This is a genomic window from Ruegeria sp. CJ9, from assembly GCF_056536625.1.
In genome coordinates, this window is the sequence record NZ_JBQFPY010000001.1 from 90,247 (window position 1) to 110,496 (window position 20,250).

Annotated in this window: 19 protein-coding genes and 1 tRNA gene; 7 read left to right on the top strand and 13 right to left on the bottom strand. The window is 55.0% G+C overall.

Features of this window, described 5'->3' with window-relative positions:
• Positions 1-34 precede the first annotated feature (34 nt).
• From ACR0AJ_RS00505 to ACR0AJ_RS00530, 6 genes are all read right to left on the bottom strand, one after another.
• Positions 35-571 (bottom strand): GNAT family N-acetyltransferase, encoded by a 537-nt coding sequence (locus ACR0AJ_RS00505; protein ID WP_170358452.1) that lies wholly within the window; start codon positions 569-571, stop codon positions 35-37.
• Positions 568-1,176 (bottom strand): LysE family translocator, encoded by a 609-nt coding sequence (locus tag ACR0AJ_RS00510; protein WP_480636634.1) that lies wholly within the window; start codon positions 1,174-1,176, stop codon positions 568-570. Before ACR0AJ_RS00510 ends, ACR0AJ_RS00505 begins: the two co-directional genes overlap by 4 nt.
• A gap of 93 nt (positions 1,177-1,269) precedes the next feature.
• Positions 1,270-1,539 (bottom strand): 50S ribosomal protein L27, encoded by a 270-nt coding sequence (gene rpmA, locus ACR0AJ_RS00515; RefSeq protein ID WP_010440093.1) that lies wholly within the window; start codon positions 1,537-1,539, stop codon positions 1,270-1,272.
• An 11-nt stretch (positions 1,540-1,550) separates the two neighbouring features.
• The gene (locus ACR0AJ_RS00520; RefSeq protein WP_170375320.1) at positions 1,551-2,171 is read right to left on the bottom strand and encodes a 50S ribosomal protein L21; all 621 of its coding nucleotides are present in this window, start codon (positions 2,169-2,171) and stop codon (positions 1,551-1,553) included.
• Positions 2,172-2,381: 210 nt separating this feature from the next.
• Positions 2,382-3,182 (bottom strand): DUF2059 domain-containing protein, encoded by an 801-nt coding sequence (locus tag ACR0AJ_RS00525; RefSeq protein ID WP_480739804.1) that lies wholly within the window; start codon positions 3,180-3,182, stop codon positions 2,382-2,384.
• Positions 3,182-4,024, bottom strand: coding sequence for a DUF2059 domain-containing protein (locus tag ACR0AJ_RS00530; protein WP_170348691.1), 843 nt, complete (start codon positions 4,022-4,024; stop codon positions 3,182-3,184). Before ACR0AJ_RS00530 ends, ACR0AJ_RS00525 begins: the two co-directional genes overlap by 1 nt.
• Before the next feature lie 123 nt (positions 4,025-4,147).
• Between ACR0AJ_RS00530 and ACR0AJ_RS00535 the strand changes: the two genes are divergently transcribed.
• From ACR0AJ_RS00535 to ACR0AJ_RS00555, 5 genes are all read left to right on the top strand, one after another.
• Positions 4,148-4,237, top strand: a tRNA-Ser gene (locus ACR0AJ_RS00535).
• A 1,035-nt stretch (positions 4,238-5,272) separates the two neighbouring features.
• Positions 5,273-6,364 carry an ABC transporter ATP-binding protein gene (locus tag ACR0AJ_RS00540; RefSeq protein WP_170348690.1) on the top strand — a complete coding sequence of 364 codons (1,092 nt, stop codon included), beginning with the start codon at positions 5,273-5,275 and terminating at the stop codon, positions 6,362-6,364.
• Positions 6,364-7,293: an ABC transporter permease gene (locus ACR0AJ_RS00545; RefSeq protein ID WP_170409855.1), complete on the top strand. Its 930-nt coding sequence runs from the start codon at positions 6,364-6,366 to the stop codon at positions 7,291-7,293. The genes ACR0AJ_RS00540 and ACR0AJ_RS00545 overlap by 1 nt, the downstream gene beginning before the upstream one ends.
• A gap of 3 nt (positions 7,294-7,296) precedes the next feature.
• Positions 7,297-8,106 carry an ABC transporter permease gene (locus ACR0AJ_RS00550; RefSeq protein ID WP_170348688.1) on the top strand — a complete coding sequence of 270 codons (810 nt, stop codon included), beginning with the start codon at positions 7,297-7,299 and terminating at the stop codon, positions 8,104-8,106.
• Positions 8,107-8,125: 19 nt separating this feature from the next.
• Complete coding sequence (locus ACR0AJ_RS00555; RefSeq protein ID WP_170348687.1) at positions 8,126-9,163, top strand: extracellular solute-binding protein; 1,038 nt, start codon at positions 8,126-8,128, stop codon at positions 9,161-9,163.
• A gap of 74 nt (positions 9,164-9,237) precedes the next feature.
• Here ACR0AJ_RS00555 and argE read toward each other — a convergent pair whose 3' ends face one another.
• The 7 genes from argE to ACR0AJ_RS00590 all read right to left on the bottom strand — a co-directional run bounded on the left by argE (position 9,238) and on the right by ACR0AJ_RS00590 (position 16,597).
• Complete coding sequence (argE, locus tag ACR0AJ_RS00560; protein WP_170348686.1) at positions 9,238-10,386, bottom strand: acetylornithine deacetylase; 1,149 nt, start codon at positions 10,384-10,386, stop codon at positions 9,238-9,240.
• 141 nt (positions 10,387-10,527) lie between these two features.
• A complete protein-coding gene (locus tag ACR0AJ_RS00565) occupies positions 10,528-11,466 on the bottom strand; it encodes a LysR substrate-binding domain-containing protein (protein WP_170348685.1) in 939 nt (312 codons plus the stop codon).
• A gap of 25 nt (positions 11,467-11,491) precedes the next feature.
• Positions 11,492-12,988, bottom strand: a complete 1,497-nt coding sequence (locus ACR0AJ_RS00570) for an aldehyde dehydrogenase (protein WP_170409851.1) — start codon at positions 12,986-12,988, stop codon at positions 11,492-11,494.
• 15 nt (positions 12,989-13,003) lie between these two features.
• Entirely contained in the window at positions 13,004-13,678 is a 675-nt protein-coding gene (locus tag ACR0AJ_RS00575) for a DUF1028 domain-containing protein (protein ID WP_425080652.1), read from the bottom strand.
• An 89-nt stretch (positions 13,679-13,767) separates the two neighbouring features.
• Positions 13,768-14,184 (bottom strand): RidA family protein, encoded by a 417-nt coding sequence (locus ACR0AJ_RS00580; protein ID WP_480739808.1) that lies wholly within the window; start codon positions 14,182-14,184, stop codon positions 13,768-13,770.
• Positions 14,185-14,201: 17 nt separating this feature from the next.
• Positions 14,202-15,482 carry a flavin-containing monooxygenase gene (locus tag ACR0AJ_RS00585; RefSeq protein WP_480739810.1) on the bottom strand — a complete coding sequence of 427 codons (1,281 nt, stop codon included), beginning with the start codon at positions 15,480-15,482 and terminating at the stop codon, positions 14,202-14,204.
• Positions 15,483-15,769: 287 nt separating this feature from the next.
• Entirely contained in the window at positions 15,770-16,597 is an 828-nt protein-coding gene (locus ACR0AJ_RS00590) for a helix-turn-helix transcriptional regulator (RefSeq protein WP_480739812.1), read from the bottom strand.
• Between the two features lie 153 nt (positions 16,598-16,750).
• Between ACR0AJ_RS00590 and ACR0AJ_RS00595 the strand changes: the two genes are divergently transcribed.
• Together ACR0AJ_RS00595 and ACR0AJ_RS00600 are read left to right on the top strand one after the other, a co-directional pair.
• Complete coding sequence (locus ACR0AJ_RS00595) at positions 16,751-18,103, top strand: aminotransferase class III-fold pyridoxal phosphate-dependent enzyme (RefSeq protein ID WP_480739814.1); 1,353 nt, start codon at positions 16,751-16,753, stop codon at positions 18,101-18,103.
• A gap of 59 nt (positions 18,104-18,162) precedes the next feature.
• On the top strand, positions 18,163-20,232 hold the full coding sequence (locus tag ACR0AJ_RS00600) for an oxidoreductase (RefSeq protein ID WP_170348679.1): 2,070 nt from the start codon (positions 18,163-18,165) through the stop codon (positions 20,230-20,232).
• Positions 20,233-20,250: the final 18 nt, after the last annotated feature.

Below are 20,250 nucleotides of genomic sequence, written 5' to 3' on the forward strand. Positions count from 1 at the left end.
TGTCCCCTACTGCAAAGGCCCCATCGGCCACAAGTCAGAGTTTCTTAGTATACGTCCAGGTGGGCACATTCGCATCACGCGCCACCGAATAGGTTTCGGCATCACCCAGATATTCAAACCCGCAATGGGTCAACACCCGCGCCGAGGCCGGATTGTCCTGAAAAACGCTGGCAAACATAGTGGCGTTTTCCAACGGGTTGGCATTGACCAGCGCTTCGACCGCCATCGAGGCAACGCCCGTGTTCCAATAGACCGGCGCGACCCAATAGCCCACCTCGGACTGGTTGCGATCCAGGCGCGTCAGCGAGATCAGGCCGATCAGCTCGGGGCCGCCATCTTTGGTGGCATCCATTGCCCAGACGTCTTCATCGCGTTCTTCGGACATCGCGCGCGTCACAAAAGCTTCGGTCGAACCCGGTGGCAGCGGATGTGGAATTGCTGTGGTCATGCGCGCCACGCGCTCATCACCTGCATAATGTTCAATGAGACCCAAATCCGACCGGCGCAATGGTCGCAGATCGAACCGCTCGGTTTCAATGACCGGCTGGTTTATTATTGCCTCAAGCTTCATGAGTGCGTTCCTCCTCCGAACAACACGAATAATACGGACGCAACGGTGAGACTGGCTAACGTCCACATCAGATATTTTTCAATTGGCCGTCCTTCAACCGCGTAAGCAATTCTATCGCCCGCAAATGTCCAAATTGGATGAAGAATGACCTGACAAAACAACAAACAGAGAGCAATCGTTACTGTGGCCTCAATACTGGGCGTCCCTGCCGCCACAAACCCGGTAAACCCTGCAATGATCATCGCCCAAGCCTTTGGATTTAAGGGATGAACGATCAAACCAGCCAAGAACCCGGGTGCTTTGCCATCAGCCTGCTGACGCGACAGGCGTGTGTTGGCGATCTTCCAGGCCAGCCACATGATATAGGCTGCTGACGCGTATTTCAGCGCTGTAAATACGCCCGGAGCCTGATCGGCCAGTTGCAGCAGGCCAAAGCCCACAGGCCAGATGATCAATTGCTTCCCTACAATGACGCCCCCGACAAACGGAAGTGCCGCCCGAAAACCATAGCGCGCACCAGTTCCCAACAGGACCATATTGGCGGGTCCTGGGGTGCCGACCTGACTGGCGGCGAAAATCAGGAAACTTGTGGTTGCGACGGGCATAGGTGCGTTCAATCAAAACTACGTTAAAACGAGAAAGGGGACCGGCATTTTCTGCCGGTCCCCCAAGAATTTTCAAACCTTATGGGTTTCGGCTTACTCTGCGGCCTCCGCCACTGGCAGGACCGAAATAAAGGTGCGGTTTTTGAGGCCTTTGTGGAACTTCACAGCGCCGTCGACAGTTGCAAAGATTGTATGATCTTTGCCCATGCCTACGCCTTCGCCCGGCCAGAACTTGGTGCCGCGCTGACGCACGATGATGTTACCTGCGATGGCGGCCTGGCCACCATACAGTTTCACGCCAAGGCGGCGACCAGCTGAGTCGCGACCGTTACGGGAGGAACCGCCAGCTTTTTTATGTGCCATTCTCTCTCTCCTTAGCCTTTGGCCAGTTCTTTGGCCTGCTCAACCCATTCGGGTTTCACTTTGATGGTGTCGATAGCAGCAATCTGCTCGTCCGACAAGGCGGCCAGAGCGGCAAAGCTCTCGATACCGGCGTCGGCCAGCTTTTTGGCGGCGGCGGGACCGACACCGTTCAGGGCTGTCAGATCATCAGCGGCAGCAGCAGCAGCGGCAGGTGCCTCTGCTTTGGCTTCAGCTTTCTTGGCAGGCTTTTTCGCCGCCGGAGCAGCTTCGCCAGCAGGTGCCGAACCAGTTGCAGCTTTGATGCCCGATTTGTCAGCGCCCGATGCCAGGATGTCAGTGATTTTGACCAGAGTCAGTTTCTGACGGTGGCCAACGGTACGCTTCGAGCTGTGCTTACGACGACGCTTGACGAAGTTGATGACCTTGTCACCTTTGATCTGTTCGATCACTTCGGCCTGAACGCCTGCGCCTTCAACGAAAGGTGCGCCAACAACCGGTGCGTCACCGCCCAGCATCAGAACATCGTTGAATTGAACTTTTTCACCTGCGTCGGCAGCCAGCTTTTCAACACGGAGCACATCGCCCGCCTGAACCTTGTACTGCTTGCCGCCAGTCTTGAGGACCGCAAACATGCGTCTTTCCTTTTCCAAACCGCGTTCTGTGGTCCCCGTTTGGGTGTTTTGGCTTTCGCCACCTCGAACAGCGCGCCCTTTTTCCGGGCTGTGTGACGACCCGTGGGAAAAGCCCTTTGGGTCAATAATAACGAGACCCGGCGCGGAAGAACCGGCCGGGATGCGCGCTTATCCAAAGATTGCGGGGGAAAGTCAACATCAAATGCGACGCTAAAGGTCCGATCCTTTCAGCACCTGAGCGACCGCCTGACCCAGCTGATAATAGATCGTGTCGAACATCCGGTTAAAGCTTTCAAACAGTGCCGTATTGATCGCTTTGCCCGTTTCAGTGCGTGAAAAGGCGATGTTCTCGCGCATTTGACTGTCGGTCAGTGGCTTGTATGCCAGCAGAAAAAAGGAATACAGCCACATTCGTGTGTCTTCGGTCATACTGTCTTTTTCCTCAAGCAGCTGTGCCAGAAGTTCCCCGTCGTCCCCACCAACCCCCAGGCTCATCCCACGGAAAAAATTGTAGTCTGCACTGATGGAGTTATGCACATTCTCGTCAATCAGGTTGTTGACCTGAATATACTCGTCGACCAGACGATATAGTTCCGTGCTGCGATCACCGTTTCTGTAGACGTCCTGTGCCATTTCTTCGATGGCTTCATCTGCCAAGGCGACACGGGCGGATAATTCCAGCGAGGTGATAACCTGCCCTAAATCGCTTTCGAAAAACAGGATGGCGCGGTCCATCTGGCTTTCGGTCAGGGTTTCCGCGAATACACTTTCGACCTGATCACGCATTCTGTCCGCGTCGTAAATCCGGTCTACCTGATCCAGAAAGACCGGGCCGCCATTGTTGTTCAGAAAGGTTTGCTGAAGGTCTTGCCCAAGTGTATTGCCTTCGTCCCGCAGGATGTCGATGACCGCGTCCACTTGCAGGGCCTGCATAAGTTGTTCGACCTTTTCCTCGGCCTGCAAAGGCGTGGTCCAAACGAACAACGCCAGGAACGTCGCGATAAAACGCATCAGATATCCTGTGCCGGGTGCAAGTCCGCCATCCGAGTGGCAAGAATTTCGAATTTCATGGCCATGATTTCATATTGAACGGCATTCAGCAGTTCATAGACCTCTTGCATAAGCGGCTGTTCTAGCGCATCGGCATAAGCGTTCACATCGGCATCGGAAAAATTCTGATACGTATAGGCAGCCCCGGCCAGGGCCGATAACTGCAACGCCTGTCGCATGCTTGTTTCGTTCTGGCGCATCATGAGGCGCAGTTGATCAGCATCCAACTGAAGATCAATTACCCCCGAAGCACTGGCGGCCAACAGAAACCGCAGTTGAATCTCTTGCAGGGCTCGCAAGGCTGTCCCGCTTGAATCAATGGCCCTATTCATGCGTTTGAGGCTTTCAACACGATGCGAACCGTCCTTGATCAACTCGGCCACGATCTCTTGACCCTGCTGCTGCTTGGCCTCGTCATCATCCAGCATATGCGAGGCGTTTTCCGCTTCGACCAGACGCTGCCCCAGGTCCGAGGCGTAAAATTCCACTGCATGAAGCAGCGCCTCGTCTCTGAGTGTCTGCTCCAGAATCGACACGGCGGTTTCATGCATGTCTTCAGTGTCGAATACTTCTTCGGTCAGTCGGGCCCAATCGGAGCCGAAACCATCCGGGTCTATGCCCAGCATCTGCGGCGCCGACGCAGAAGAGAGCGCGATACTTTCCAGCGCCACGTCAAAACCAGTTGTAGTCAGAAACGCTTCGATCCTGTCTCGCCCGGCGGCAAAGGACGACACAGGCGCCATGGCCAGTGCCAGAAGCAACAAGAATAGGGTCTGAGCGGAGCGGCGAAGAGAATAAGTCATACTTCAAAGCCTAGGCGTTTTGTGCCGTCTGGCAATGGAAAATCCCGTCATAGTGAATTTCGGGAATTTTCTGCTTGCACCCCCGCGCGTTCCTCACTAAATCCCCCCCTCACAGACCCCCGCGGAGAGGTGCCGGAGTGGTCGAACGGGGCGGTCTCGAAAACCGTTGTGGGTGCAAGCCCACCCAGGGTTCGAATCCCTGTCTCTCCGCCACTATCTTTTTGAAATGGAAAGCTAATAATAGAAATTCAGGGTGTAGTGTGCTTTCTGCCCTAGTCGACAGGTACGGCCATAGGTGTCCTACTGCGCCCCATTTTAGGACTTCCGGCCATGCCAATTACGGCCCTTTGGCGCAGACTATGACACATTGACACCCTTCCAAGCCGCAATCAGGCAAACGAAATAGGGATCCTGCGTCTGCGGAATCCCTTTTGAATGTTGCGGGGTTAAAGGCTTCAGCGAAAGCCGTTGTCGCTGTTCTGCCTTAACCTGAGCGACTTTTTCCTGTGTCAGATATCTCAGGTAGTAACGGCCTGTGGCAATTCGTTTGTGACCGCTGCAGTAAGACATGCCTCGCGTAGAGCGGTCTGAGTTGTCACTCTTTACGAAGGATCCGATATAGACACCAAAATCCTGTCAAGCTCGCTGTGAACTGGCTCCTATCCCGTGGCTAGTTTAAGAGCGCTGACATCCGCACAGATCTTTGCGATGTCACCAATACGTCTGGGCGTGTAGACCGGTGTGATCGAAGGCGCATGGCGGGCGTTACTTGTTTAACTCCCCTTCCCGACCAATATTAGTTAAGGGAACCTTGGCAACCGCCAGAAATGTCCTGAAAGCTAATTTGCCAGACAGTTCATAAAACTACGTTTAGGTGCGTGAAACGCTCTGCCCCAAGCCGCAGGATACGCACCAATCAGACAAACTTCATTCAGCCATCAGACGCGAAATTGAAGGTGGAGAACAAAAGCTCCGAAATTTAGGACACTGAAAATCTTTCGCGTTAAATAGCGGTTGCTCCCATTGTTGACGAGATCACCGCAGGGAAAAATGCGACGCTTCACATATGTTCACTGGGCTTTTCTTTTTGCTGAAAAAGCTGCTGAACCACGATAGCGCATTGATTTATAGGCGATAATTGAAATGATTAGGCAAATCCTAATGTTTAGTGAGGAAGTCAATTCTTAGGACGGCAACGCAGCCCGTATATACCTGAATGGAATTTCGCGATGCTCAGGGGAGGCGCAATTGTCTGGCAAAGAAAATATCGCGATTGACGTGCGGGACGCGGTAAAACGTTATGGCGATTTTACGGCACTCAAGAAGATCTCGCTGTCGATCATGGACAATGAGTTCTTTACCCTTCTGGGTCCGTCTGGCTGCGGCAAGACAACTCTCCTCAGAATGATCGCCGGGTTCGAGGCCGTAACCGAAGGTGCGATCTACCTATACGGAGATGAAATCGAGAACCTGCCTCCCAACAAGCGCCCGGTGAACACAGTTTTCCAAAACTATGCTTTGTTTCCGCATATGACCATTTTGGACAATGTTGCATTCGGCTTGGAAATGCGCGGGGCCTCGAAATCCGAAGCGCGTAAGAAAGCGGGTGAGATGCTGGAATTGGTACAGCTCTCTCAATTCTCGGCCCGCAAGCCCAGCCAGTTGTCAGGTGGCCAGCAACAGCGTGTTGCGCTGGCACGTGCCCTGGCGCCTCAGCCCAAGGTTTTGTTGTTAGACGAACCCCTGTCTGCACTGGATTTGAAGCTCCGCAAAGCAATGCAGCTTGAGCTGAAGCATCTGCAACGTGAAACCGGGATCACCTTTATCTTCGTGACCCACGACCAAGAAGAAGCGTTGACCATGTCCGATCGCATCGCGGTTATGTCCGCTGGCGAACTGCAGCAACTGGGGTCTCCGACGGACATATACGAGCGTCCGCACAACATGTTTGTGGCTGATTTTATTGGCGAGACCAACCTATTGGAGGTTTCCGTTGACGATATCTCGAATGGCCGTGCGACCTGCCACCTTGGCGGTGGGCATGAGTTGACCTGCAACTCGGTTGAGGGGGTCGGCGTCGGCTCCAAGGTTCACATGTCAATCCGGCCAGAGCGGTTGTTTATGTCGGACAGCCCTGCCGAAACCGAAAGCCTGAAAGGGCGGATCAAGGAAAACATCTTTGTCGGCACAGATATCACAACCATCGTGGACTTGCAGGATGGCCCAGATTTTGTCGTACGCACCTCAAACTCAGACCGCGGCAATAAGCGGATTTTTGAGCCGGGCACCGAAATGTATGTCAACATGGAGCTGGGGGCTGGTCGCCTCCTGGTCGACTAATGGCGGCGGGTGCGGCAAGCGGCGGCAGCGCAACGACAGATACTTATAAAGAGGCGCGAACCTGGCTTCTGCTGCCCGCATGGGTGACACTGGCCATTCTGGTTCTGGCGCCGGTCATCATGATGCTGATCTACTCTTTCCTGACAAAAGAGTTCCGGGGCGGCGTCATTTGGGAATTCTCGCTGGCGGCTTATGATCAGTTCTTCTTTGATCGAGGATTGTTCGGTGACGACCCCCCTAAGATAGAATGGACCTATATCACGATTTTCTGGCGCTCGATCTGGCAGGCAGGTGCTGCTACATTGCTCAGCCTCGTGATCGGCTTTCCAACGGCCTATTTCATCGCCACCCGATCCGAAGGCATGCGTCCGGTTTGGGTGTTCCTGATTACCATCCCCTATTGGGTGAACCTGTTGATCAGGACCGTGTCGATGAAATTCCTTCTGCGCGATCAGGGGCCGTTGAACGACTTTCTGATGAATATCGGCCTGATCGACAGCCCCCTGCATATCGTTAACACCAATTTTGCGGTGCAGCTCGGCCTGTTCTATTCATACCTGCCCTTCATGGTGTTGCCGATCTATGCAGCGGTAGAGCGGTACAACTTTGCCCTGTCCGAAGCCGCGGCCGACCTCTACGCGTCGAAATGGACCACACTGCGCCGCGTGCTGCTTCCCGCGGTCAAACCCGGAGTATTTGCGGGTTGTATTTTGGTGTTTGTTCCGTCGATGGGGTCGTTTCTTGCACCCGATCTTCTGGGTGGCGCCAAAAACTTTATGATCGGCTCGCTGATTGAAGAGCAGTTCAAAGGCAACGCCGGCAACTGGCCGTTTGGCGCGGCCGCGTCGATGATCCTGCTGACAATGGTTTTGATCATCCTGATGTTGTCGGCCCGTCAGCAGGCCAAAGCCGACAAGGCGGGGGGCTGATCCATGGCAAGCAAACAATTCGACATCAAGTCTTACACTGGCTTCAAGGGGATCACCCTGTTGTGTCTGGTCATTCTCTATGCGCCGCTGGTTGTGGTCACGATCTACAGCTTCAACGCATCCCAATCACTAACCAACTGGGAAGGCGTTTCGCTCCGTTGGTATGCGGATGTTTTCACCGGGCCTGAAAGCGGTAAGTTCAAGACGGCTGCCAGGAACAGCTTTATCATTGCGATCATTGCCTCAACCACGGCAACCGCAATTGCAACGTTGGCCGCAACTGGCATGGTTCGAGGTGGCAAGTTCCGCTTTCGCACATTGTCCTTTGGGTTGATCAGCCTGCCGCTGATGGTGCCCGAGATCGTTCTGGCCGTCGCGACCCTGATCTTCTTCAATTCGATCGGATTCGAACGCGGGCTACTTACCATCCTACTTGCCCATATCGCCTTTTGTATTCCGTTTGCCTATCTGCCGATCTCGGCCCGTATGCAGGGGATCGAGGACAGTTATGAGCAGGCCGCACTGGATCTCTATGCTACTAAACGGCAAGCATTCACTAAGATCCTCCTCCCGCTGATGATGCCCGGCATCATATCAGGTTTTCTGCTGGCCTTCATCGTCAGCCTGGATGACTTCATCATCACCAACTTTGTGAAAGGTGCCGGGGTCGAGACTTTGCCAACGGCGATCTTTGGCTCGGTCAAACAAGGGATCAAACCGAATATCATGGCGATTTCGACCATGTTGCTGAGTGTGTCCATCCTCATGGTCACGATCAGCTATTTCGTCAGCAAGTCTGACAACACAAAATAACCAACAGATGGAGAGACACATGAAACATATGATGAGAAGCGGCGTTGCTGCCATTGCTTTGGCTATTGGCGCGAACGCTGCCGCCGCCGATGGTGAACTGGTTCTGTACCATTGGTTTGAGTACATCCCGCAAGAGCTGCTGGACAAGTTCACCGAAGAAACCGGCATCAATGTCACCATGGACACCTACGACTCGAACGAGGCGATGCTGGCTTCGCTCAAGGCCGGTGGTATCGGAACCTATGACGTATCGGTTCCGGGTGATTACATGGTGTCGATCATGGCCGGCGAAGGCATGTTGGACACAATCGCCGACGGTGAATTGAAGAACAAGGGCAACATCGCCGAGGAATGGGCCGATCCCGGTTTTGATCCCGGTCGGCAGTCCTCGATCCCGTATCAGTGGGGCTCGACCAGTTTTGCAGTCAGCCGTGATGCGTTTGACGGCGATATTCAAACCACCGATATTCTGTTCAATCCGCCAGCTGAGCTGCAAGGTCGTATCAACATGTTGGACAGCCAGGGCGAAGTGATGGCCATGGCCGCGTTGCATATGGGTATCCCGCAATGTTCCACTGACCGCGAGCAGTTGAAGGCGCTGAATGCCATGCTGCAAGAAGCTAAGCAGCACTGGGCGTCGTTCAATTCGGATACCGCGAAAGAGGTTCTGGTTTCCGGTGACGCAGCCGTAGGCCAGATCTATGACGGGTTCTCTGCCAAGGCGCGCGAGGAAGGCGCCAATGTGGAATACGCCTTTCCGACACAAGGTTACATCGCCTGGATGGACAATGTCGTTCTGCTAAAAGACGCACCCAACCGCGAGAACGCGCTGATATTCATGGATTTTCTGCTGGAGCCCGAGAATATCGCAGCTGTGTCCAACTTTGCGCAGTACAACGCCGGTGTGAACGGTGTGGGTGAATTCCTAGACCCGAAGCTGGCTGAACAACCCGAAAAGAACCCTCATGCCAATGCAGGCTCGGGCGTGTTCATCGAAGTATGTGATGAGGAAACCCAGGCGGTCTATGACCAGATCTGGACCAACTTGAAGAAATAATTCAGGCCTTATTCCTGACGCCAAAGCCCCCGGTTTTTCCGGGGGCATTTTCGGTTTCAGTAAGTGTCTGTTTTTTAGCGGCTGATGTCTTCGAGGATGCGATCCATCATTGCGTCGCACGCGTTCAGCTGTTCGATTTCAAGGTATTCATCCGGCTTGTGTCCCTGACGTTCCATGGAACCCGGCCCGCAGACAACAGTTGGAATCCCCAACTCGCTGAAAAACCCGGCCTCGGTGCCAAAGGCGACTTTGGTGGTGGCGTTACTTTGCGCAAGTTTCTGGGCGTAAGCGATGACACCCTCGGTCTCGACAACATCCAGCCCGGGATAGGCGTTATACTGTTCGACCTCAATGCGCGCCTCCGAGCATAGGGCCTGATACCGGGCCCCTACCCTGACCGCTGCGTCTTGTATCTGTGACAGAATATCCTTGCCATGATCCAAAGCAAGATGACGGTATTCAAAGGTCAACTCAGCGCGGTCGGGCACAATATTCAGGGCTCTGCCGCCCGACAGTATACCCACGTGGAAGGTCGTATAGGGCACCGAGTAAGCCGGGTCGCTGTTACCACTTTTGGCGTAAACGTCTTGTAGCGCACGCAACTCGGCCACAAAATCGGTTGCAAGATGCAGTGCATTGACAAATTTAGGGGCCAGCGCGGAATGCCCGCTTTGACCGTGGCAAACAGCGCGCAGCGCAGCTTTGCCTTTGTGCCCGATAGCGACCTGCATTTCTGTCGGTTCGCCGACGAAACACGCGCGGGGCTGACCCAGCATTGGGGCGAGCCGATCCAGCATGTGTTGAATACCGACGCATCCCACCTCTTCGTCATATGACAACGCGATCTTAAGGGGTTCTCGCAGGTCAACCCCGGCAGTCCGGTCTGCCAAAGCCATAACCGACGCCACATAACCCTTCATATCTGTGGTGCCACGACCGTAGACACGGTTACCTTCTTGCGTCAGGCAAAACGGGTCTTTGGTCCAGCTTTGGCCTTCGACTGGGACAACATCCGTATGCGCAGACAGCAGAACTCCGTCACCGTCGGGGCCTTTTTCTGCATAGAGCCCAGTTTTGTCGCCGCCGGGATCGGTGATGCGATGAACCGCAAAGCCGCGCGCCTCTAGAAACTCTTCGACATAAGCGGCAAGTTCGAGGTTCGAGTTCTTGCTGACAGTATCGAAGCCAACCAGTTTATCGAGAATACCCAGTGTAGACGTCATGCGACTTGAACCTGCTTTTCGGATTGCCGACCGGTTTGATCCCCTCTGCGTTGGGGATTGTAGATTAGCCTATACGACAGGCAGAATACTTAAATCTGGGAATGACGAAGCAGAGGTTAGGAGATTTCTAAGGACCTGCGGTCACTCTTTCTCTGGAATGCACAAACCCGGGAGGGTTCCCGATTTTACGGCGTGCGCACAATGATCGACAAAGGTTTTCAAAGTGTTTGTTTCATTCTCGGCCCGGGCGCGCAGCAGACCAAGGCGCATGGGGCGCACCTCTCCAGCCAAAGGCACAAAAATCAGTTTCTTTCCGTCCGGTGACAAGCTGTTCAAGGGGCGAATATTCGCAATGGAAAAGCCGAATCCGTTGGCAACCAGTGAGCGCATCACCGACATATCTGCGGTGCGTTCCGCGATATTGGGCTTAATATTGGCCTCGCGGAAAAACGACAAGAAGTACTCACCGCTGAATGGAAGGTCCAACAGAACCATCGGGCTGTCCTGCAGGTCTGGAATCGTTAATTCGACCTGCTTCGCCAAGGGATGGTCTTCTCCCAAAACCACATAGGGCGGGAGCGCGTGCAGAGGTTGGAATTCAAGATCAGTGGGAATGTCCAGGTCGTATGTCAGTGCAATGTCCAGTTCGGCCCGGCGCAATTGGCTAAAGATGTCAGCCTGATTCAATTCACGTTGTTCAATTTGTACATTAGGGTAGCTGTCCTCGAATTCGCGCCGCAAGCCCGGCAAGACGATCTGAGCGAAAGTCACAAGACACCCTACGGACAGAATGCCCTGAACCTTACCCGTGATTTCCCCAGCAAGCGTGGCCAGCAGTTCGGCTTCACGCAGAACGAATTCGGTTCGTTCCATGATCTTGTGTCCCGCCTTCGTCAGCGACAGACCGCGCGCATGTTCGCGCACAAACAACGTAACGCCGAATTCGACCTCAAGCTGAGTTATCGCCGCCGAAATCGACGGCGACGACACGTTCAGCTTGTCGCTGGCCGCAGCGATACTGCCCGCCTTCCCGACCGCAACAAAATACTCAAGCTGTCGCAGCGTGTATCTGAAAGGCAATGGTACATCTCCGCTTGGCCGTGGATTAAGCCTTGTACTTGATCCACGTGGTCTTCAAAGCAGTATACTTTTCAAGTGAGTGCAATGACAAATCGCGTCCAAAACCTGACTGTTTCATGCCTCCGAATGGTGTCATGGCTGACAATGCATCCACCGTGTTGACCGAGACGGTTCCCGCCATCAGCTTGTCAGACACCCGGCAAGCGCGAGACAGGTTGTCAGTCCAGACTGACGCGGCCAACCCATAGATCGAGTCATTTGCCATCGTGACCGCCTGCTCTTCTGTGTCAAACGGGATCACCGACAAGACGGGGCCGAAAATCTCATCCCGAGCCAATGGGTTGTCATGGGTCACGTCGTCAAAGATGGTCGGTTGAACAAAACAACCTTTACCGTCCACGGTGACACGTTCACCCCCTGTCACCAGATTGGCCGTGTTCTTACCTTCGTCCACAAAGCGCATGATGCCTTGTGTTTGCTTCTCATCGACGATCGCTCCCATCTTCGATGCCGGGTCTAGCGGGTCGCCAGGCTGCATTGCTTGCGCGCGGGCAATCAGCTTTTCAACAAACGCATCCTTGATCGAGCGCTCCACATAAAGCCGAGAGTTGGCCGAACACACTTCGCCCTGATTGAAAAAGATGCCAAAGGCAGCCATGTCCGCGGCGGCGTCCAGATCCTCGCAGTCGGCGAAGACCAGATTGGGGCTTTTGCCGCCCGTTTCCGGCCAGACCTGTTTCAGGTTCGACTGGCCCGAATATTGCATGAACATTTTTCCAATCGCGGTAGAACCAGTGAAGGCCAGGCAGTCGACATCCATATGCAGGCCAAGTGCCCTGCCCGCAGTCACCCCAAAACCGGGAACAACGTTGAATACGCCATCCGGAACACCGGCTTCAGCCGCAAGCTCTGCCAGGCGAAGCGCTGACAGGGGGGATTGTTCCGCGGGTTTAAGCACAACCGAGTTTCCCGCAGCCAGCGCTGCGGCGGCTTTCCAAGTCGCCATGTCCAGCGGAAAGTTCCAAGGGGTCACGGCACCAACAACGCCCAGCGGCACGCGGCTGACCAACGCCAGATCGCCGGGGCCGGTTGGGGCCACTTCATCATAGACCTTGTCGATGGCCTCGGCGTACCACTGAAAGAAATGTGCCGAGCCCGGCGCGTCGATAGTCGCCGCATCAGTCACCAGCTTGCCCATATCAAGACTGTCCAGCAGCGCCATCTCCTCCAGATTTTCCCGGATCAAGTCAGCCAGTTTCAGCATCACTGCCTTACGGTCACCCGGAGCCATACGCGACCAGCGGCCATCCTCAAAGGCAACACGACCTGCGGCAACTGCGCGATTGACGTCTTCTTCATCACATTCGGCGACCGGTGTCAGAACCGCACCTGTGGCCGGGTTTATACTGTCAAAGGTCTTGCCTGACGCAGCATCGGTGAATCTACCGTCGATAAAGGCTTGCCCCCGAAATGACAGACCGGCGGCACGGCTTTTCCAATCCGCGTGGGTATTGTCCAACATTTTGTTTCTCCCTGATTATTCGTCGCCGGGGACGCCATAAGACGGTGCCTCGCGCGGGTCGAGCGCACGCTGGACATAGGCGTCAAGTTGCGGCTTATAGATGTCCCAGGCGGTCGCGATGGCCTCAATGGGGCAATCCTCGGTCCAGTCACAGCGAAGATCGGCGACGGGCCAACTGACTTTGTCGACAATCTTCATGCCTGCGGAATGCACCGGGCCAGCCTCGCCCCCTGCGGCCAATCCGGCGCGCATGGCGGCGATCAGACGGTCGCCGATATGGCCCGAGGCCGACAGAAAGCCATCGACGATGGCCTGCGGGACCCCGTCATTGGCCAAAAGGTTGCCGCCCGAGGCAACATTTTCAGCCTGTGCTTGCGTCCAGATACCAAGGCTGTTGGGACCGGAATGGATCGCCGTGCGCCCGGCGGTATCCACCGCCAGAACCTGCCGGTATTCGATGAATTTTGCCTTTGCGGTCATGGCCTCGATTGCTTGAGGTGCTGTCTTGCCCTGCTCCATCAGGTCCAGCGTCAACGGACCGAGGCTTGGGTCTGTAACGTTCTGCGATGCAACCGCGCCAACACCTGCCCGCACAAAAGAACAGCGCGCAGCCACGGCGGGTGACGATGACGAAATCGCCAGACCGAACATACCGGTTTCAGCGCAGCGGGCGACCAGTGAAAAAGTCATTCGGATCTCCTGAAAATAGAAAGTCCGGACCGCGCCTGTTTGGAAGAGCACAAGTGGCGCGGTCCGGCTAAGGTGGTTGATCTGGTGGATCAATCGGGAATAACGGCGGTTCCGTCGATTTCAACCAACCAGTCGGGACGCGCCAGTGCCTGTACGACCAACCCTGTCGAAACAGGATGAACACCTTTGATGTACTCGCCCATAGTGCGGTAAACAGCCTCACGGTGGCGCACATCGGTGATGTAGACGACCACCTTGACCAGATGCTCCATCGAGCCGCCGGCTTCTTCGATCAACTGTTTGATGTTCTGCATCACTTTGTGGGTCTGTTCGACCGGATCATGACTGTCGATATTTACCGCATTATCCAAATTTTGCGGGCACTGACCGCGCAAGTAAACCGTTTTGCCGCCCTGTGTCACAACGGCCTGACACAGATCGTTGTCCAGGTTTTGCTCAGGATAGGTTTCTTTGGTGTTGAATTTGCGAATGCGTGTATGGGCCATTTCGAAGTCCTGACTACTTATTCCGCCGCGGCGGGGGCGATGATCGCAGCTTCGCCGTTGTATTCGGCATAAGCGCGTTGAATAGCGATCTGATCGGCGATGTATTTCGCGTCGTGCCAGACACCCCAAATGAAGGTTGAACCGCGTCGCGATTGCCATGGCAAGCCCAGAAAATAGATGTCGGGTTCGACAGACACACCTCGCTGATGGATCGGTGCGCCTTTGGCGTCAAAGGCGTCGGCCTTGATCCAACTGAAATCCTGACGGAAGCCTGTCGCCCAGATAATTGTCGTGATGCCTTCCTTAGCAAAATCGACTGAAGTCAGGGGATTGGTTAGGCTATCGGGATCAGCAAACCGCTCTCGTGCCTCTGGCTCTTCGGGCAAATCAATACCAGTACGAGCGATGTAGGCGTCCGCCATGTCCAGCATTTCAAGGTAGTTGGCATCGCCCGCAGCGACGTTGCCTTGGAGATCATCGGCAAAGCTGAGAATACCGTTCTCGAAGCTTTTGGTCATCCCGGTAAGGGTCACCCCTTCATTTCCCAAGCGGCGGAAATCCATCGTGTGGCCGCCATGCGCGCCGCTGACCGAGATCGTGACGTGTTCAGTACCTGGTTTCTGTGCAGCCATATCCCAGAGTCCCAGAACGCCCAGCCACCAAACATTATCGCGGCTACGATAGCGACGCGGGGGGCGATCATGAGGACCAACAGACAGGAACACCTTGCGACCGGCGCGATTTAACTCATCCGCAATCTGAGCACCGGACGAGCCGGCGCCCACAACCATCACCGCCCCTTCGGGCAGTTGCTCGGGGTTTTTGTAGTAAAAAGAATGAAGTTGCTCGACGCCGGCCGTTTCCGGCACAATGGGCGGAATAACCGGGTGCTGGAAAGCGCCTGTTGCGGCGACAATGCGCTTGGCATGGATTTCACCGGCGGTCGTCTTAATACGGAACCCACCTTCGCCGGGCAAACGTTCGGCGTTCAGCGCCTCAACACCCTCGCGGATTGGGGCATTCACCATTTCTGCGTATTCTACCAGGTATTCGGCGACACGGTCCTTTGGCACAAACGCATCCGGGTCATCCCCGTTGAACTGGAGGCTGGGAAAACGGTCATGCCAGCATGGTCCATTCGCAACCAATGCATCCCAACGGCCGGTGCGCCACGCCTCGGCAGTTCGGTTCTTTTCCAGAATGATATGGGGCACATCGTTGTTTCCAAGGTGCTCGCTTAGCGCGATACCCGCCTGCCCGCCGCCAACAACCAGCGTATCCGTTTTCTCAATGGACATGTGTCGGTTCCCTATTCCTGCATCTCGAATTGACCTGAAAAGGTCGTTGTGCGCGTGCATCTTGCGCTGCCTGGACGGACGAACGACCACAACCGGCCGAAGACCTTGCACATTCAAAACAGAAGACATCAGAGCGGAGCCATCGCATCGACCAACACCGAACAAGGGCCGCTTTGGCGTTCCGTTTCCTGTGCCACTCCAGCACGTTTTGCACGTTTCCGGGTAAAGGTTTCACAAGTTGGGAACAGACGAAATTACTGTCTAACTTACTCTTAATTAGGCTTTGACTAACCCGCCGGGAATTGCCCTTGTTTCCCAGCCGGTTGTCCGCTTTCCGACAGATACGGCGCGATCAGATAGTATAATTCACCCTGAGAAGAGATCTGACATTTCCGGTAGAGTTGCTTACGCAAAACCTTGACGGTCTGAGGGCTGATACCCAGTGTTAGTCCAATAGAAATCGATGAATGACCCTGCAGGATTAACAACGCCACCTGCGCCTGCCTCGGACTTAAACCGATATCTTGTTCAACGGACAAACGCTGACGCAGTTGCGCGACGATATCTTCCGGCTTTTTTTCATTCGAGGGCTTCAGATCAGGCCAATTCCTTCTCACCAGCGCATTGACGATCGGCGCGACATTTTTTGCGATGGCAAAATCCTTGCTGGAAAAACGCGATGCGGTGGTTGCGTCCCTGCCGAGACAAACAGTGATCGAACTCATGGGGTTGAGACCGGCGTAAAAGGCCAGCTCGTCCGTCAGCGTCGTGTTTGTGTAATAGGATTTAAAGTACTCGTTCCGTTGAAACTGATCCGGGGCAACATCGGTCAATCTGTAAAGACCGTCCGCTGCACGGCTTTGATGCAGGCCATAAAACGGATCCAACAGATAAGCGCCTTTGACATAGTGGCTGTCGATCCGTTCAAAAACGCGGCTGTCGCGGGCATGGGTCATTAGTACCATCGGGCTGCTGCGCCGAAAAAATGCGATGATAGCGAAGTTGTCGAAGGAACAGGTTACATCCAGCCACCTGTAGAGCGTATCGCTGAACCCTTCTGATCCGATTGCCATTATAGCGGCTGATAGAGCGTCTGGTGCTTCAACAGTTGACATTTCGAATACCCCCCTGGGGGTATATACCCCTCAAATGAGCCTAAGTAACCTTTGATGTGAATATAGGTGGTATGCAGTCGCCAACACGTTGGTGGTTCCTAACAAGCCTCACCGGATCAGCGGAATTGCATCGCGAAAACAAAGGGGTTGATCATGGCCAAAGATACACTCGACATTCTTGCACAGGACGAACACCTGATTCAGTCCTTCGCTGATCTAAACGCACTTAAGCAACAAGGCGCGCGCACCGTGATCTCGCGCGCAAAGGGCGCATATGTTTACGACAGCGATGGAAATGAACTGATCGACGGCATCGGCGGGTTGTGGTGTGTCAATATCGGCCACGGTAATGATGAAATGATTGAGGCGATTTCCAATCAGCTGAAAACGCTGGACTATTATTCCACCTTTTACAACTTCACGCACCCGGCAGCGGCAGCACTGGCTGATAAGATTGCGCAACTTGCACCGGGTCATTTGAACGCCGTGTATTTTGGCAATTCCGGTTCCGTCGCCAATGACAGTGCCATTCGGATGCTGCATCACTACAATATCCGCAAAGGGAAGCCGGAAAAGAAACTGGTTCTGTCAAGACACGGGGCCTATCACGGCTCGACCCATCTGGCGATGGCGATGACCACGCCCGGTTATTCCGAAGGCTGGCACGCGGCCAGTGAATTGGTGCATCATCTGCGCTCTCCCCATTACTGGCGCGAAGGCGGTGATATTACCGAGGCCGAATTCCTCGACGCCCTGATCGACGATCTGACGCAAAGCATTGAGCGTATTGGTGCCGAGAACATCTGTGCCTTCATCGCCGAACCGATCCAGGGCGCGGGTGGTGTCGTGACCGCGCCAGCTGGTTACCACAAGCGCGCGTGGCAGGTCTGTCAAGCTAACGACATCAAATACGTTGCTGATGAGGTCGTTACCGCCTTTGGTCGCCTTGGGCATTTCTTTGCATCAGAAGACGTGTTTGACATGGTGCCCGACGTCATCACCACGGCCAAAGGTCTGACCTCAGGCTATCAGCCGCTGTCTGCTACGATCGTTTCCGACGATATTCATGAGGTCATCTCAGGCCCCGACGGAATGTTCCTGCACGGCATGACCTATTCGGGCCATCCAGCAGCTGCGGCAGCGGGTCTGACCAATATCGCAATTATGGAGCGTGAAGAAATTCCTAAGCGTGTGCAGACAACCGGGAAGCAGTTTGAAAACAACCTGCGCGGCCTGACCGATATCGAAATGGTCGGCGAAGTGCGTGGCAGCCATTTCATGATGGGGGTCGAATTCGTCAAGGATCGCGACACAAAGGAAGGCCATCCGGCAGAGGCGCAAGTTGGTCTGAAAGTCGCACGCGCTTGTCAGAAACGCGGTCTGATTGCTCGTCAGCTCGGCAACGTTCTCATCTTGTCTCCGACGCTGATCATGGACGAGCCGATGATTGACCGTATCGAAGCCATCCTGCGCGACGCCATCACCGAAGTCGCCGCTGGTCTGTAATCCCGCATTTGGGGCGGCACGGCCCCGTCATCATCTTAGCCATCCATAAGGAGCCAGCTATGCGCGATCCACGCTATGACATCCTGTTTGAACCGACAAAAATCGGTCCCCTAACAGCCAAGAACCGGTTCTATCAGGTGCCTCACTGCAACGGTGGTGGATATCGCGACCCATCGGCGGCGGCTGCGATGCGAGGCATCAAGGCTGAGGGTGGCTGGGGCGTGATCTTCACCGAACAGTGCGAAATGCACCATACATCTGAAATCACCCCATTTATCGAGCTGCGCCTTTGGGAAGACAAAGACATCCCCCAATTGCGCAAGATGTCCGAGCGCATGAAAACCCATGGTGCCCTGGCTGGCATTCAGCTTGCCTATTCAGGCATCAACGGTCCCAACCTTTATACCAAAGAGGTGCCACTGGCCCCTTCTGCCATGCCGATCCGGACCTTTACCAATGATCCGGTGCAGGCACGCGCATTGGACAAGCAGGACATCAAGGATTTGCGCCGGTGGTTCGTGAATGCCGCAAAACGCTCGAAAGAAGCAGGTTTCGACGTGATCTGCCTGTATGGCGCGCATGGGTTTGGTATCTTCCAACACTTCCTCAGCAGGGCAACCAACCAGCGCAGCGACGAATATGGTGGCTCACTGGAAAACCGCGCCCGTTTCAGCCAGGAGGTTATCGCCGATATGCGCGACGCCGTGGGCGATACGATGGCGATCACGCTTCGGGTGTCGTTGGACGAGACCATTGGCGATCTGGGTTTCTCGAATGCCGAGGTGCGTGACTACATCGAAATGAACAAAGACCTGCCCGACCTCTGGGATCTTGCGCAGGGTACTTGGGAGGATTGCTCTGGCCCTTCGCGGTTCAAAGAAGAGGCTGCCCAGGAACAACTGGTGCGTGGCATTCATGAATTGACCGAAAAACCGATCGTTGGGGTCGGACGGTTCACTTCGCCCGATGTTATGGCCAAGATGATCAAGTCTGGCACACTGGATTTCATCGGCTGCGCCCGACCGTCGATCGCTGACCCGTTTCTGCCGAAAAAGATCGAAGAGGGCCGGATCGAGGACATCCGAGAGTGTATCGGGTGTAACATCTGCATCACTGGCGATATGACCATGTCAATCAGCCGCTGCACCCAAAACCCGACCTTCATGGAAGAATGGCGCAAAGGCTGGCACCCGGAGAAGATGAACGACAAGGGGGATAGCTCGAACGTGCTTGTCGTAGGTTCTGGCCCCGCCGGGCTTGAGGCTGCCTGGGCTCTTTGTCGCCGGGGGTATGACGTCGCCGTGGCCGAGGCGCGTGATGTGATCGGCGGTCGCGTGGCCCGCGAACGTCTGCTTCCGGGGCTGTCGGCTTGGGGCCGTGTCGTGGACTATCGCGACTATCAACTTAGCCAACGTCCGAACGTGGAAATCTATCGCGAAAGCGAGTTGGGTGCCGAGAGCATTCTGGAGTTCGGTTTTGAAAATGTCTGCATCGCCACGGGATCCACATGGCGCAAGGACGGGGTCTCGCGTCAGCACGTCGTGCCAATGCCGATTGCCGAAGGCGCCAAGGTTTATACACCGGACGATCTGATGGGTGGCACAATCCCATCGGGCCGCGTGGTGGTGTATGACGATGACCACTATTACATGGGCGGCGTTCTTGCCGAACTTCTAGCCAAGAACGGTGCGCAGGTGACACTGGTTACTCCGTCGGCTTATGTCAGTGACTGGACGAACAACACGCTCGAGCAAATCGCAATCCACCCGCGACTGGTGGATGCAGGTGTCGAGATCGTCCTCAACCAGGGTGTCACCGAAGTCCACCCGGATCACGTGGTCTCGAACTGCGTCTACACTGACCGAACCTGGAAGATTGAGGCGGATGCGGTTGTGGTGGTGGCGTCACGCCTTGAAAACAACGCCGTTTTCAATGACCTGAAAGCCCGCGAGGTCGAATGGGCGGATGCAGGTATCAAGTCGGTCAAGTTGATTGGGGATGCCAACGCACCGGGCCCAATCGCCTGGGCAACCTATGCCGGCCACCGCTATGCGCGTGAGCTTGACGGTAAAGACATTGGTGACGACCTGCCATTCCGCCGCGAAATCACGGAGCTTGCGGTGGACTGAGGTCGTGACCGCGTAACG

Excerpts from the sequence above, each read along its gene's own strand:
- ACR0AJ_RS00505 (WP_170358452.1), bottom strand. The coding sequence starts at position 571 with ATGAAGCTTGAGGCAATAATAAACCAGCCGGTCATTGAAACCGAGCGG.
- ACR0AJ_RS00510 (WP_480636634.1), bottom strand. The coding sequence starts at position 1,176 with ATGCCCGTCGCAACCACAAGTTTCCTGATTTTCGCCGCCAGTCAGGTC.
- rpmA (WP_010440093.1), bottom strand. The coding sequence starts at position 1,539 with ATGGCACATAAAAAAGCTGGCGGTTCCTCCCGTAACGGTCGCGACTCA.
- ACR0AJ_RS00520 (WP_170375320.1), bottom strand. The coding sequence starts at position 2,171 with ATGTTTGCGGTCCTCAAGACTGGCGGCAAGCAGTACAAGGTTCAGGCG.
- ACR0AJ_RS00525 (WP_480739804.1), bottom strand. The coding sequence starts at position 3,182 with ATGCGTTTTATCGCGACGTTCCTGGCGTTGTTCGTTTGGACCACGCCT.
- ACR0AJ_RS00530 (WP_170348691.1), bottom strand. The coding sequence starts at position 4,024 with ATGACTTATTCTCTTCGCCGCTCCGCTCAGACCCTATTCTTGTTGCTT.
- ACR0AJ_RS00545 (WP_170409855.1), top strand. The coding sequence starts at position 6,364 with ATGGCGGCGGGTGCGGCAAGCGGCGGCAGCGCAACGACAGATACTTAT.
- ACR0AJ_RS00550 (WP_170348688.1), top strand. The coding sequence starts at position 7,297 with ATGGCAAGCAAACAATTCGACATCAAGTCTTACACTGGCTTCAAGGGG.
- ACR0AJ_RS00555 (WP_170348687.1), top strand. The coding sequence starts at position 8,126 with ATGAAACATATGATGAGAAGCGGCGTTGCTGCCATTGCTTTGGCTATT.
- argE (WP_170348686.1), bottom strand. The coding sequence starts at position 10,386 with ATGACGTCTACACTGGGTATTCTCGATAAACTGGTTGGCTTCGATACT.
- ACR0AJ_RS00570 (WP_170409851.1), bottom strand. The coding sequence starts at position 12,988 with ATGTTGGACAATACCCACGCGGATTGGAAAAGCCGTGCCGCCGGTCTG.
- ACR0AJ_RS00575 (WP_425080652.1), bottom strand. The coding sequence starts at position 13,678 with ATGACTTTTTCACTGGTCGCCCGCTGCGCTGAAACCGGTATGTTCGGT.
- ACR0AJ_RS00580 (WP_480739808.1), bottom strand. The coding sequence starts at position 14,184 with ATGGCCCATACACGCATTCGCAAATTCAACACCAAAGAAACCTATCCT.
- ACR0AJ_RS00585 (WP_480739810.1), bottom strand. The coding sequence starts at position 15,482 with ATGTCCATTGAGAAAACGGATACGCTGGTTGTTGGCGGCGGGCAGGCG.
- ACR0AJ_RS00590 (WP_480739812.1), bottom strand. The coding sequence starts at position 16,597 with ATGTCAACTGTTGAAGCACCAGACGCTCTATCAGCCGCTATAATGGCA.
- ACR0AJ_RS00595 (WP_480739814.1), top strand. The coding sequence starts at position 16,751 with ATGGCCAAAGATACACTCGACATTCTTGCACAGGACGAACACCTGATT.
- ACR0AJ_RS00600 (WP_170348679.1), top strand. The coding sequence starts at position 18,163 with ATGCGCGATCCACGCTATGACATCCTGTTTGAACCGACAAAAATCGGT.